The following is a 12800-nucleotide window of genomic DNA, read 5'->3' on the forward strand; positions in this document are numbered from 1 at the left end:
CTCAGCGGGCTGCTGCCATCATGGCGATAAACTGCTCAAAGAGCGGGCGCACATCGTGCGGCCCGGGGCTCGCCTCGGGGTGGCCCTGGAAGCCGAAGGCCGGGAGATCGGTGCGCCGTATGCCCTGCAGAGAGCCGTCAAAGAGCGAACGGTGGGTTGCCTCAAGATGGTCCGGCAAACTCGCCTCATCGACGGCAAAACCGTGGTTCTGGCTCGAGATCATGACCCGGCCACTGGCTAGATCGAGCACCGGGTGGTTGGCACCGTGGTGGCCGAACTTCATCTTGACCGTACGCGCGCCGCTGGCCAGCCCGAGCAGCTGGTGCCCAAGGCAGATCCCGAAAGCCGGGATGCGGTGCGTCTCGAGCAGCTCGCGGATGGTCGCCACCGCGTAGTCCATCGGCTGCGGGTCGCCCGGGCCGTTGGAGAAGAAGAGGCCATCGGGCTGCAGTGCTACCACCTCGGCCGCTGGCGTGCGCGCCGGCACTACGGTCACGCGGCAGCCGTGATCGACCAACAAGCGCAGAATCTGCTGCTTAACGCCGAAGTCGTAGGCGACCACGTGATAGCGCGCCGCCGCTGCCGTGCCGGCAGACCCGGTGGCAGATTCGCTAGCGGAGGCGCTGTCGGAGTCATCAGCGGGGTCGGCACCGGGCTGGGTATGGGGCGCGGCATCGGGGTCGGCATCGGCCAGGCCGTATTCGAGCCGCCACGTCCCGCGGCGCCACTCGGTCGTGCTACGGACGCCAGCCTCACCGGCCAGATCGCGGCCACTCATGCCGGCGTAGTCAGCGGCCTGGGCACGCGCCCACGCCTCCTGCGTATCCGCCTCGGCGCCGGCGACCAAACAGCCGCCCTGCGCCCCCTGCTCGCGCAGAATGCGGGTCAGCTTGCGGGTGTCGATCCCGGAGATGGCGACCACCCCCTCCTCTTGCAGCCAACTGCGCAGATCTTGCTGCGAGCGCCAATTGCTCGCTCGCGGCGGGACATCCCGCACGATCAGCCCCGCTAAGCGGGCGTGCCGATCCTCACGGTCGATGGCGTTAATACCGGTGTTGCCGATATGCGGGTAGGTCAACGTCACCAGCTGACCGGCGTACGAGGGATCGGTGGCGATCTCCTGATAGCCAGTCATAGCGGTGTTAAAGACGACTTCGGCGGTTACCGCGCCGTCGCTACCGACCGCTTCGCCGCGAAAGACCGTGCCGTCCTGGAGAACGAGCAGTGCTGGACGGGTCAACGCTTCCCTCCTTTAATAAACGCATCACGCAGTCCGTACCTCCACTCGCTGCCGCGCGCCCACCCACACCGCTCCGCACGGGAGCGGCGGACGTCTACACACGGGGCCAGCGCTGCTGGATTCTCAGCGGGCACTCAGCGGATACTGGGCGTACAAAAGGCGGGAGTGGGATTCCCCTCCCGCCTTAATGTCATCGACCTGCCAGGCCGACCGAGCCTGTCTGGCTTGCCTTACCCTTGGCCCACCTGCGATCTACCGGACAGCCAGCAGGAGACAGCGAACACTGCTGCAGCCGCTTGGCGAGACAGTGTACGCTATTGCGCTGCAGTATAGCGAAACGCACCGGGCGTGTCACCAAATCGCGCCCGCACGATCAGTGAGCGCAAGGAGCGCAAGGGAGGAGAGCGGCATGCGTTATCTGGTGACGGTCACCGCTACCGTGCTGGTACTCTGGGCCGGCACCATCGGGGCGTTGAACTTTATCGAACGACTCGGTGAGAATGTCGGCTACGGGATCGAGCGCATGGTGCTCGGCGATGCCGAGGAGCGTGCGCAGATCGAAACCCTCGATGACTGGCTCGCAGCGCGGACCGAACGGCTCGATAAGGCGGCGACCCACTTAGGCTGGGTGCGTCCGATCGTCTGGTTCGCCCCGCCGGGCTTTCGCGCCGAGACGACAGAGCTCTTCGCCGAGGCGCAAGCGCTGCAGGCGGCAACGGCGGCTTGGGTCGGCGAGATACAACGTCTGCACGAAGAGTACGACGCCTTCGCCGAACTCGTCGGTGAACCGGTCTTGATTGAGGGGAAGGGGCTGCCGAGTCGCGAGGCGCTCTTCTCCGGCGGCACCTTGGCACTGGCCGGCGAGGCGCGACGTATCGTCGAACTGGTGCAAGCGCATCAGGCACTCAAAGCGCGTGTCGCTGTCCTGACCGAGCGCGGCGCGGCGCTGCAGGAGCGGGCCGCGCTGGAGCGCGCCTACCTCTCACCGCTGCACGAAGTGCCGGAACGGGCAAAACAGAGTAAGCAATAAAGCAATACTAGATTGCGTAAGTGAGGCCTGCGCAAGCAAGGCCAGTCGCATGAGATAGCCCGTGCGCTTATGGCGATACATACGGGAGGACAGCGGCAATCATTCGCCGCCTCGAAGGTGCGGTCTTGAGCCAGAATGTGGCATACTCAGCGGTGGCGTCGTGTTTGGCCGCTGCCATTTTGCCAAACCGCCGCCCAGCACACACTACAGCGCATCTCCGCGCGCTTCAACGCACCCTTATTAGGGGATGGGGGGAGAGAGCCCATGACTACGCGTGCATCCTGCCTGCCGTCGAACCGCAGCCGACGACACCTTTTAACGTGGGCGACCCTGCTCGGTTTCGGGCTCGCCCCGCTGACCTCGGCCCTAGCCTACCACCCCTACCACCCCCCCGGCTCATCGCTCGGGTTTGGTGATGCCACCCGCTACGACCAACTCCAGAGCAGCAAGCGCAACCCGGCCGGGCCGATCTCGGCGAGCAATCGCGGGGTACGGATGGGCATCCTAGGGATCGGGGTGGGCGCTGAGCTCGGTAAGGTTGACGACTTTGCCGACGACTTCGAGCAGTTGGGTGATGATTTTGACAAGCTGGAGGGATTCGACGAGCGGATACGGGATTTTGAGGACACAATTACCACGCTGAAGGATACCCCGGGACCCAACTCCGAGGACGAGCTAAGAGACGCTCTGGAGAGTTTGGACCAAGATATCAAAGATCTACAAGATCTAGAGATCGCGGTCAACGACCTCCTTAACCTTCTCGGTGAGCGCGGCTACCTCGCCATCGGAGTCACCGGCAACCACGCCCCCTTCCCGCTCGAGGTGACCCACGACGCCCTCCGCGGCTCGGTTACGGTCGATCTGGAGTACGGCTTCCGCGGCCACGTCTCGGTGCTACACGGTGCCGAGCTGGCGACCGGCCTACGGGACATCGACTTCTCCACTGACCCCGAAGACTACCTTGAGAACGGTGAACTTAACACGGAGAAGTTAGACACATTGTTGGATACTGACCTCAAACTCGATGACGACGCCATCGAAAAGCAACTTGAACAGTTCGGCGGCTACATCCGCGGTATCCAAACCCGCACCTTGTCAATCGGATACGGCACCGCCGTCTACACCCACCCGCAGGGGATCCTCTTCGCTGGCGGGCGGCTCAACCACCACCAAGTCGAGCTTTCCCGGGTGGTCGTCAGCTTCGATGACGACGCTGGCGATACACTCAGCGACGAGTGGGACAGCAACAGTCGCGAGCGCAGCGCCTTCGGGGTCGATGCCGGGGTGATGTGGGTCGGCGACGGCTACCGCGCTGGCGCAACCGCACGCAACCTCAACTCACCCTCCTTTAAGTACCCCCAGGTCAGAGACAACGAGACCTACGACCGAGCGACCGCGCGCGGCGAGATCGACACTGGTGCCAGCTATACCATGGAGCCGCAGTTAACGGTTGAGGGCGCTGTTTCCCTCGGCGAAGATGAGCGTTGGCTGGTCGGAGCCGCACTCGATCTGAACGAGATCGAGGGCCCCTTTGCCGATAACTCCGAAAACGCCTATCAGTGGGCGACGATCGGCGCCTCTTATCACCATCCTCGCTTCTACATCCCCTCGGCACGTCTCGGCTATCGCAAAAACTTAGCCGGAACCGAGCTCGGCTACATCAGTGGCGGCCTGACCTTGTTCAACCTCTTCAACCTTGATCTGGCGGTGGCTACCGAACGCGTCGACTCGGTACCTCGCGGCTTCTTCGCCAACCTCGGCTTTGAGACCGCCTTCTGAACCGGATAGGATCGTGGACACTACCCCGCGCAACCCCCTACCTGGCGTCAGCCGAAAGGGGGTCAAGCGGGGTCCCTTTTGACTCCACCCCCATTGAAATTCAGCGATGTAAATTTACAGCCCGTTGATGCACAGCAAGGAGCCGCGTTGACCGCCTTAGTCGTCACCGATCTCACCAAGACCTACCGCAACGGCCGCACCGCCCTCAACCACATCGACTTAAGCGTCGATGCTGGCGCCTTTTTCGGCCTTCTCGGCCCGAACGGCGCTGGCAAATCGACGCTGATCGGCATCGTCGCGACCTTGGTCACCAAAAGCGGCGGCCAGGTGCAGGTCTTCGGCCACGACCTCGACCGCGACCCGTGGGCGGTCAAATCATCGCTCGGGCTGGTGCCACAAGAGTTCAATTTCAACACCTTCGATACGGTCGAACAGATCGTGCTCAATCAGGCCGGCTTTTACGGCATCCCCCGCCGCATCGCCCACATCCGAGCGGAGCACTACCTCCAGAGCCTCGGGCTCTGGGAGCGCCGTAAGAGCATCTCGCGGACCCTCTCCGGCGGCATGAAACGGCGCTTGCTCATTGCGCGCGCCCTGATGCACGAACCCCGGCTGCTTATCCTCGATGAGCCGACCGCTGGGGTCGATATCGAGCTGCGCCGCAGCATGTGGGACTTCTTGCGTCATATCAACGCCCAAGGGACTACCATTATCCTAACCACCCACTACCTCGAAGAGGCCGAAAGCCTCTGTCGCGACATCGCCATCATTGATGAGGGACGCATCATTGAGCACACCAACGTCAAGGCGCTGCTGCAGCGCCTCTCGACCCAAGCCTACCTGCTCGATGTCGAGCACCTGCCCGAGTCCCTGCCGCAGCTGCCCGACTTTTCGCTGCGGCGCATCGACGGGGCGACCCTCGAAGCCGAGGTACCACGCGGCCGCCCGCTGACCGAACTCTTCGCCGTTCTAGCCCAGAACGGCATCTCAGTCACCAGTATGCGCAATAAGTCGAATCGCCTCGAAGAGCTCTTCGTCCGCATGCTCGGCAACAAGGAGAGAGGGAAGGAGAAGGAGAAGGAGGAGAACTCATGAGCGATCGATTCGCCGCCGAAGGGCAGCGCTACCCCCGCTCGGTGCGCCTGCGTGCCAGCTGGGTCGCCCTGAAGACGATCGCCTTCAAAGAGACCAACCGCTACCTGCGGATCTGGATTCAGACGCTGGTGCCGCCGGCGATCACCATGACACTCTATTTTGTTATCTTCGGCGCCCTGATCGGTGAGCGCATCGGCCCGATGGGTGGCTACAGCTACATGGAGTACATCGCCCCCGGTATCATCATGCTGGCGATCATCACCAACTCCTACAACAACGTCGTCTCTTCCTTTTTCGGGGCCAAATTTCAGCGCCACATCGAGGAGTTGCTCGTCTCGCCGATGCCGAATCTGGTGATCTTGACCGGTTACGTCGTCGGCGGGGTGGGACGCGGGCTCTGCGTTGGGGCGATCGTTACTGTGATTGCACTGATGTTCACCTCGCTGCCCATTCACAATTGGGCCATCACCCTCAGCGTGGTGGTCTTAACCGCCACCCTCTTCTCGATCGGCGGCGTCATCAACGCGATCTATGCGCAAAAATTCGACGACATCGCGATTATCCCGACCTTTGTGCTGACGCCGTTGACCTATCTCGGCGGGGTCTTCTACTCGATCTCACTGCTACCCGAGTTCTGGCAAGCGGTCTCGCTCGCCAACCCGATCCTCTACATGGTCAACGCCTTCCGCTTCGGCATCCTCGGCTCAGCGGATGTCAACATCGTCTTCTCTTACGTGATGATGATCGCCTTTATCATCGGCTTAGGCGGCTTCGCCCTCTACCTGCTGCGCCGCGGTACGGGCCTGCGAAGCTAAGAAAAGAGAACCAAGCCAGAGGAAGCAGCCGGCGAGGACGCCGGCGTTCCCAGGAAAAGCACTCGACCACCGCCATGCTTCAGCATGTGTAACAGAGGACTCAAGCACGTGTGACAGAGGGCTCAAGCATGTGTAACAGAGGACAAAGGTTGGGTGCTGTTTGGCAAAGTAGACCAAACGATGATCACCCCCCCCCAGGGCGACTAAGGCCCTTAAGGCGCCAAGTCGTCGAGCAGATCGCTCAGCGCGAAGCCGTAGCGCTGAGCGATCGCCTGTATCTCACGGCGGGCTTCATGGATATGATCTTTTCGTCGCTCAGCGATCTCCTTCTCGACCTGAGCCCGCAGACGCTGCAACTCCTCGACAGAATAGCGTGAGAAATCTTCCATCGGTCAGCACCCCCACCGCGGTTTGCCTCGGTTCCCGGTTGCGCGGTTGATCTTAAGCGCCCACGGGGCAGCCAAAATGGGCCCCGAATCTCCCAAAGAGTTACGGGTTCAGCCACTCATGCACCCAGCCCTCGGGCCGCAATGTATAGCGCTCCCGCTCGTGCAGGCGGCCATCTCCAGCTCGCCACAGCTCAATCGTTACCGGCACCAAGCGATAGCCCGACCAGTGCGGTGGACGCGGGATTGCGTCAGGAAAACGTCGCTCAATCTCGGCCGCCCGCTCCTCGAGGTGACGGCGCGCCATCAGCGGCTCCGACTGCTCCGAGGCCCAGCCTCCGACCTGGCTAATCCGCGGGCGTGTCGCCCAGTAGGCGTCGGCCTCCTCCGCACTCACCGGCACGACCGCCCCACAGAGCTCGACCTGCTCGGCTAAAGGCTGCCACAAAAAACACAAAGAGGCGCGCGGATTCTCTGCCAGCTGCCGCGCCTTGCGGCTACGCCGGTTGGTATAGAAGAGCGCACCCTGCTCATCCAAGCCCTTTAGCAGCACCGTGCGCGCGGTCGGCCAACCATCGCAGCCAGCGGTCGCCAACACACCGGCAGTCGGCTCCATCAGGTCGGTCGCCTTGGCCCGCTCCAACACTTGCTCGACACGAGCCAACGCCTCGCGATAACGGGCATCAGAATCCCAAGCTGCATCACTGCTACTCATCCGGCTCCACCTGCAACGTTAATCCCTCCTTGCCAATAATTCGTACTCGTTGACCATCGCGCACCGGCCGTTCACTGACCGCTCGCCAACGCTCTCCGGCGTAGCGCACATGCCCCGTATGGCCTCCCCCGCCAGCACGGTCACCAGCGAAGCCGCCGTCGGCAGAGGCCTCGGCGTTGATCAACTCATCGGCACCGCCGAGTTTCGGCCGCCGCCATGCCCGTGCTGCCATCATCGCCACACCGATAAAGACCACCAGACTCGCCACCGTGAAACCGGCGATCACCGCCAATGAGATCTCAAAACCCTCAACATCGGTATCAAAGAGCATCACCGAGCCGAGGACAAAGGCGATCGCTCCGCCGATCCCCAGGATACCGAAGCTCGGTAAAAAGGCCTCGGCGATCATAAAGGCGATCCCCAAGAAGATCAGCGCCAGACCGGCGTAGGCGATCGGCAGCGCCTGAAAGGCGTAGAGCGCCAGCAGCAGCGAGATCCCACCGAGCACACCCGGCACCAACGAGCCAGGGTTCATCAACTCAAAAATGATCCCGTAGATGCCAATAAGCATCAGGATGTAGGCGACGTTCGGATTGGTGAGCACCGCGAGCAGCTGATTGCGCCAGTCCGGCTCGTGCAACTCGACCTGTAGATCGCTCGTGCGCAGCTCACGCTCGCCGGCCGGCAGCTTCACCGTCATACCGTCAGCCTGCGCCAGCAGATCGTCGATATCCTCAGCGACAAAATCGATGATGTTCAGCTCAACTGCCTCGCTCGAAGAGGCGCTGACCGACTCACGCACCGCCCGCTCGGCCCAGTCGGCATTCCGTCCCCGCAGCTCCGCCAGACCGCGAATGTACGAGACCGCATCTTCGATGATCTTGCGCTCCATCGCCCCGGGTCGCTCTCCTTCCCGGCGCTCATCATCGGCCTTCTCGTCGTCGACCTTCTCATCAGCCGCATTCGTCTCGTCGCTCGCCGCGGCCTCATCGTCCCGCTCCGCACGTTCCTCCTCGGCGGCTGTCGACTCTTCCGCCTCCTCTCTCTCCTCATTGTCGATCCGCTCTCGGAACGCCTCAATAAACTCGCGAATCTGCTCCTCGAAGCGGGTGCCCTCACCGCGCTCTGCCACTGCAGGCGAGAAGGTGGCGGTATTCGCCCCCAGCTGCACCGGTGTCGCTGCCCCGAGCGTGGTCGCCGGAGCCATCGCCGCAACGTGCGAGGCGTAGAGGATATAGGTGCCGGCGCTCGCTGCGCGCGCACCACTCGGTGCGACGTAAGTCGCCACCGGCACCGGCGAGGCGAGGATGGCGCTGATAATATCGCGCATCGCCTCATCAAGCCCGCCTGGGGTGTTGAGCCGCAGGATCACCAGCTCTGCCCCACGCCCCTCGGCCTCACCCAAGCCACGGGTGATGTAGTCGGTCGTTGCCGGCCCGATCGGCCCCTTAACGTCGAGCAGGAGCGCACTGCTGCCTCGCGCCTCCTCTTCGCCGCCGAGCGTGGTTGCCGACAGCAGGAAGGCCGCAGTAATCGCAACGAGGTAACCCACTAGGCGACGCATCCACATGGCTATATCCGCTCGCAATTTTATGTAGAGTTGGAACGCAGTGCCGGATTCGGGCGCGCCTAGGCCCTACACCACCACCGGGGGGCCATTGGAGCCATTGGAGCCATTGCGGCTTTCGCGGCTATCGGAGCCGACGGACCGAGAACTCGCCGATCAACCCGACTGCAACGCCTGCAGCACTTGCTCCCGCACCCTTTCGACCGGCTGTTGGCCATCGATCGTGATGTAGCGTGGTGCCTGCGGATCGCTCGCGTCGACCTGACTGGAATAATACTCCACCAGCGGGCGTGTTTGCTCGTGATAGACCTTTAGACGGTGACGGACCGTCTCTTCCCGATCATCGTCACGCTGCACCAGGGGCTCACCGGTGACATCGTCGACATCCGGCTGCTGCGGCGGGTTGTGCTGAACGTGGTAGACCCGCCCCGATCCCGGGTGGACCCGGCGGCCCGCCATACGCTGCACGATCGCTTCATCAGGGACTTGGATCTCGACAACGGCATCAATCGTGATCCCCTGCGCCTTCAGCCCGTCGGCTTGCGCGATGGTGCGCGGAAAACCGTCGAAGAGAAAACCGTTGGCACAGTCGGACTCGGCAGTGCGCTCACGAATCAGCCCGAGGATCACATCGTCGGGGACCAACCCCCCCTCATCCATAATCTGCTTCGCCTGCTGCCCGAGCGGGGTGCCGGCGGCGACCGCCGCGCGCAGCATATCGCCGGTCGAGATCTGCGGGATCGCAAACGCCTCACAGACAAAACCAGCCTGTGTGCCTTTGCCGGCGCCGGGCGGCCCGAGGAGGATCAAACGCATAAGCTGTATCTCCTTTTTCAGCTACTCTTCAGCCAATCTGCCAAAACAATCTATTATCCAGACGATCTCTGCCAATCTCTGCCAATTGTCGTAACCTGCCAGCGCTGCCTCGCGCCGCTCTAACGATGGACGAACAACGCTCAGCGGCGAAATGCTCGGCCACTACAAGCTGCTTCTCGTAAGCGTAGCAAAACGACGACCGGCCGTGGTGCAACAATCGCACTTGTTGTGCACCTTGGCCGGCACCACGGGGAGACTACTCAGAAGCCGCACGCAGTGCGGTCAGACGCCCACGCGCATCGAGGACGTAGAGACAGCCGTCGCTTGTAACCACCGGCGTCCGCTCAATCGGCACTGAGGAGAGGCGTTCCCGAGCCACCAGTTCGCCGTCACGCAGCCGCAGCCAATTGACGTAGCCGGCATTATCACCGGCGACTAGATAACCGTTCACGGCCACCGGACGCGTCAAGATCAAACCACGTAGCTGCTCCTGCCGCCACACTGTCGCACCACTGCGTCGATCGAAGGCCCACACGCGGCCATCGGCACCGGCCACGTAGACCTTCTCGCCGTCGAGGTGAAACCCACGGAAGCTGGAGACTTCACGGCTCCACTCCGCACTGCCGGTCGCCATCCGCACGGCGGTCAAGTGTCCTTGATAGGCTACGGCAAAGACCAGCCCCTGATCGATCACCGGGTCGGCGGCGATATCGGCCATGCGTTCCAATTCGGTGCGCCCGCGCGGCTCGGTCACCACATGCTCCCAGCGTACTGAGCCGTCATTCGCATTGAGCGCGACCAGGCGCCCGCTCTCCAAGCCGACGACGACGGTACCACCGGTCACCGCCGGCGCGCTGCGATGGCGCAGCGTCAGCGCCGGGATCCCCCGATCGAAGACCCACAACCGCTCGCCCGTCTCTCCATCGAGACCGAAGAGGCGGCCATCGCCCGTGCGCGCCACCACAACCCCGCGAGTGTAGCGCGGGCTGCCGAGGAGTTCCCCGACTAAATCAGTCTGCCACAGCACCTCGCCACTTTCGGGCTCGAGCGCTTGCAGCCGCCCTTTTCGGTCGCCCAGCAGCAGCATCCCCTCGACCAGGACCGGACCGGAGGCCAACGGGCGCTCTAGCCGGTGGTGCCAAACGGTCTCCCCCCGCTCGACGTCGAGCGCTCGCACCCACCCCCGTGCATCGGCTAAGTAGAGCTGCCCATCGCGATACTGCGGATCGAACGCAAACCCGGAGGGCACCGGCCCAACAGGCCACCCACTCCACTCCAGATCGACGGCGATCTGCGGCTCGACCTGCGGCTGCGGCAGCGGTCGCTGCAGCGAGCACCCCACACCAACCGCCAGCGCAAGCAGCAACAGCAGCGCTACCCGTGGCGCTTGCACCCAGTAAACCACGCCGCTCACGCCCCGGATTCCACGGCACGTAGCTTGATTTCGACCAACTCGCGGGATTGCGGCGCCAACCCGTTGACAGCCAGCGCTTCGCGGTAAGCCTCGGCGGCCTCGGCGGAGCGCCCCAGATCGACCAGCAGATCGCCGCGCAGTTCGGCGTAGGCCGCCTTGAAGCTGCGCGAGACGTCGCTGCCGAGGAGCCCCACCGCCTGCTCCGGATCCTCCTGAGCCAGCGCCCGCGCCTGGCGTAGGCGTGCCAGTTCGGCGGTGGGCCGCTCACGGGCGTTCTCGACCAGCCAGCCCAAGGTATCGGCCGCGCTCTGATAGGCACCGGTATCCATCTGGTGCCGCGCCAGCCGCATCGCCGTCAGCACCGCATAACCACTGCTGCCGTGATCGTCGAGGAGGCGCTGCCCGAGTTGTTCGAGCTCACTGATCTCCGCTTGCTGCCGCTCAGCCTGCAGAAACTCGCTGTAGGCGGCGGCGGCCATCTGCGCCGAGCGCTCCTGCCACGCCCCGAAGCCCCACCAGCCGGCCAGGACAACCAGCGCCAAGGCAGCACCAAGCATCAAAGAGGGGCCGTTACGCCGCCACCAGTCGTTCAAGCGCTGCAGCTGTTCTTCGTCGCTCCGATCCATCTCTAACCCCAAATACCTATGTCGCGCGGCCATCATCGTCTATTAGACCACACAAATATTGCACCAGCGCCTCGCGGTCCATTCGCCGCTGTGGCTGATCGTCCCGTAAATCCTTAACCGTGACTTCACCGGCAGCCTCCTCCGCATCACCCAGGATCAACGCCACCCGCGCCCCACTGCGGTCGGCGCGCTTAAGCTGCCCCTTGAAACCGGCACTTCCCGGGTGCATCTGCAGGCGCAACCGCGGCAGGGCATCGCGTAGCCACTCGGCCAAAGCGAAGGCTGCTGCGCTCTCGCCGGCTACCACCAAGTAGGCGTGCGCCGCACCGCCGCACCGGGCGACCTCCTCCGCGCGCCCCTCTGCCAGCAACTCGACAAGCCGCTCTAAGCCAAGGGCAAAGCCGATCGCCGGCGTCGCACGACCGCCGAGCTGCTCGACCAGGCCATCGAAGCGGCCACCGGCACAGACGGTGCCTTGCGCCCCAAGCCGATCGGTTACCCACTCAAAGACCGTGCGCGTGTAGTAGTCGAGGCCACGAACCAACGCCGGGTTCACGGTGTATTCGACTCCAGCCTGTTCGAGCAGGTTCCTGAGCGTAGTAAAGTGCGCTGCCGACTCCTCATCGAGGGCATCGAGCAGGCGCGGGGCCTCGGCCATCACCGCCTGCACCCCCGGATCTTTGCTGTCGAAGATGCGCAGCGGATTGCTGTTCAGTCGCCGCCGACTCTCCTCATCGAGCTCGTTCTCGTGCCGCTGCAGGTAGTCGATGAGTTCTGCTCGATAGGCAGCACGACACTGTGGCGTACCGAGTGAGTTCAGCTGCAGCCGCACCCCTTCATCAAGGCCGAGCTCGCGCAGCATCCGCGCCGTCATCACAATCATCTCGGCATCAAGCTCCGGGGCAGCCACCCCGAAGGCCTCGGCACCGATCTGATGAAACTGCCGCAGCCGCCCACGTTGCGGTCGCTCGTGGCGGAACATCGCCCCGCGATACCACAGCCGTGGCTCGCTGTTGTGGAGTAGACCGTGCTCAATCCCGGCACGCACGCAGCCGGCGGTACCCTCCGGGCGCATTGTCAAGCTATCGCCGTTGCGATCCTCAAAGGTGTACATCTCCTTCTCGACGATATCGGTCACCTCGCCGATCGACCGACAAAAGAGCTCGGTGCGTTCCAGCACCGGGAGCCGAATCTCGCGGTAGTCATAGGCCTCAAGCACCCGCTGAATACGCGCCTCGGCCCACTGCCAAAGTGGGGTCTGCGCGGGCAGCACGTCACTAAAGCCCCTTACACTCGCTACACCTTTTTTTGCCACGA

At 63.4% G+C, this 12800-nt stretch carries 12 protein-coding genes; 4 read left to right on the plus strand and 8 right to left on the minus strand.

Going from position 1 to position 12800, the window contains the following annotated elements; translation table 11 throughout:
- Nucleotide 1: 1 nt before the first annotated feature.
- Nucleotides 2-1240, minus strand: a complete 1239-nt coding sequence (gene carA, locus CKO15_RS03010; protein ID WP_200192369.1) for a glutamine-hydrolyzing carbamoyl-phosphate synthase small subunit — start codon at nucleotides 1238-1240, stop codon at nucleotides 2-4.
- Nucleotides 1241-1649: 409 nt separating this feature from the next.
- Here carA and CKO15_RS03015 point away from each other — a divergent pair, with 409 nt between their 5' ends.
- The 4 genes from CKO15_RS03015 to CKO15_RS03030 all read left to right on the plus strand — a co-directional run bounded on the left by CKO15_RS03015 (nucleotide 1650) and on the right by CKO15_RS03030 (nucleotide 5959).
- Complete coding sequence (locus tag CKO15_RS03015; protein WP_200192371.1) at nucleotides 1650-2270, plus strand: hypothetical protein; 621 nt, start codon at nucleotides 1650-1652, stop codon at nucleotides 2268-2270.
- 264 nt (nucleotides 2271-2534) lie between these two features.
- Nucleotides 2535-4049, plus strand: a complete 1515-nt coding sequence (traF, locus tag CKO15_RS03020) for a conjugal transfer protein TraF (protein ID WP_200192373.1) — start codon at nucleotides 2535-2537, stop codon at nucleotides 4047-4049.
- Between the two features lie 147 nt (nucleotides 4050-4196).
- Nucleotides 4197-5144, plus strand: coding sequence for an ABC transporter ATP-binding protein (locus CKO15_RS03025; protein ID WP_200192375.1), 948 nt, complete (start codon nucleotides 4197-4199; stop codon nucleotides 5142-5144).
- Nucleotides 5141-5959, plus strand: coding sequence for an ABC transporter permease (locus CKO15_RS03030; protein ID WP_200192377.1), 819 nt, complete (start codon nucleotides 5141-5143; stop codon nucleotides 5957-5959). The genes CKO15_RS03025 and CKO15_RS03030 overlap by 4 nt, the downstream gene beginning before the upstream one ends.
- A gap of 212 nt (nucleotides 5960-6171) precedes the next feature.
- Here the strand turns inward: CKO15_RS03030 and CKO15_RS03035 are convergent, their stop codons facing one another.
- The 7 genes from CKO15_RS03035 to hisS all read right to left on the minus strand — a co-directional run bounded on the left by CKO15_RS03035 (nucleotide 6172) and on the right by hisS (nucleotide 12798).
- A complete protein-coding gene (locus CKO15_RS03035) occupies nucleotides 6172-6348 on the minus strand; it encodes an H-NS family nucleoid-associated regulatory protein (protein WP_200192379.1) in 177 nt (58 codons plus the stop codon).
- Nucleotides 6349-6448: 100 nt separating this feature from the next.
- The gene (gene pdxH / locus CKO15_RS03040) at nucleotides 6449-7060 is read right to left on the minus strand and encodes a pyridoxamine 5'-phosphate oxidase (protein WP_200192381.1); all 612 of its coding nucleotides are present in this window, start codon (nucleotides 7058-7060) and stop codon (nucleotides 6449-6451) included.
- Nucleotides 7053-8630, minus strand: coding sequence for an NfeD family protein (locus CKO15_RS03045; protein ID WP_200192383.1), 1578 nt, complete (start codon nucleotides 8628-8630; stop codon nucleotides 7053-7055). Before CKO15_RS03045 ends, pdxH begins: the two co-directional genes overlap by 8 nt.
- Before the next feature lie 153 nt (nucleotides 8631-8783).
- On the minus strand, nucleotides 8784-9443 hold the full coding sequence (gene adk / locus CKO15_RS03050; protein WP_200192385.1) for an adenylate kinase: 660 nt from the start codon (nucleotides 9441-9443) through the stop codon (nucleotides 8784-8786).
- A 256-nt stretch (nucleotides 9444-9699) separates the two neighbouring features.
- Nucleotides 9700-10857, minus strand: a complete 1158-nt coding sequence (gene bamB, locus CKO15_RS03055; RefSeq protein WP_200192387.1) for an outer membrane protein assembly factor BamB — start codon at nucleotides 10855-10857, stop codon at nucleotides 9700-9702.
- Nucleotides 10854-11483, minus strand: coding sequence for a YfgM family protein (locus CKO15_RS03060; protein ID WP_200192389.1), 630 nt, complete (start codon nucleotides 11481-11483; stop codon nucleotides 10854-10856). Before CKO15_RS03060 ends, bamB begins: the two co-directional genes overlap by 4 nt.
- Nucleotides 11484-11499: 16 nt before the next feature.
- Nucleotides 11500-12798, minus strand: a complete 1299-nt coding sequence (hisS, locus tag CKO15_RS03065; protein ID WP_200192391.1) for a histidine--tRNA ligase — start codon at nucleotides 12796-12798, stop codon at nucleotides 11500-11502.
- Between the last annotated feature and the right edge of the window lie 2 nt (nucleotides 12799-12800).

This window comes from Halorhodospira abdelmalekii (assembly GCF_016583625.1).
GTDB classification, from domain to species: Bacteria; Pseudomonadota; Gammaproteobacteria; order Nitrococcales; family Halorhodospiraceae; genus Halorhodospira; species Halorhodospira abdelmalekii.

What these genes read in the sequence shown, in the direction of transcription:
- CKO15_RS03030 (WP_200192377.1), top strand. Translation starts at nt 5,141, where the DNA reads ATGAGCGATCGATTCGCCGCCGAAGGGCAGCGCTACCCCCGCTCGGTG.
- adk (WP_200192385.1), bottom strand. Translation starts at nt 9,443, where the DNA reads ATGCGTTTGATCCTCCTCGGGCCGCCCGGCGCCGGCAAAGGCACACAG.
- traF (WP_200192373.1), top strand. Translation starts at nt 2,535, where the DNA reads ATGACTACGCGTGCATCCTGCCTGCCGTCGAACCGCAGCCGACGACAC.
- CKO15_RS03015 (WP_200192371.1), top strand. Translation starts at nt 1,650, where the DNA reads ATGCGTTATCTGGTGACGGTCACCGCTACCGTGCTGGTACTCTGGGCC.
- pdxH (WP_200192381.1), bottom strand. Translation starts at nt 7,060, where the DNA reads ATGAGTAGCAGTGATGCAGCTTGGGATTCTGATGCCCGTTATCGCGAG.
- CKO15_RS03060 (WP_200192389.1), bottom strand. Translation starts at nt 11,483, where the DNA reads ATGGATCGGAGCGACGAAGAACAGCTGCAGCGCTTGAACGACTGGTGG.
- CKO15_RS03045 (WP_200192383.1), bottom strand. Translation starts at nt 8,630, where the DNA reads ATGTGGATGCGTCGCCTAGTGGGTTACCTCGTTGCGATTACTGCGGCC.
- CKO15_RS03035 (WP_200192379.1), bottom strand. Translation starts at nt 6,348, where the DNA reads ATGGAAGATTTCTCACGCTATTCTGTCGAGGAGTTGCAGCGTCTGCGG.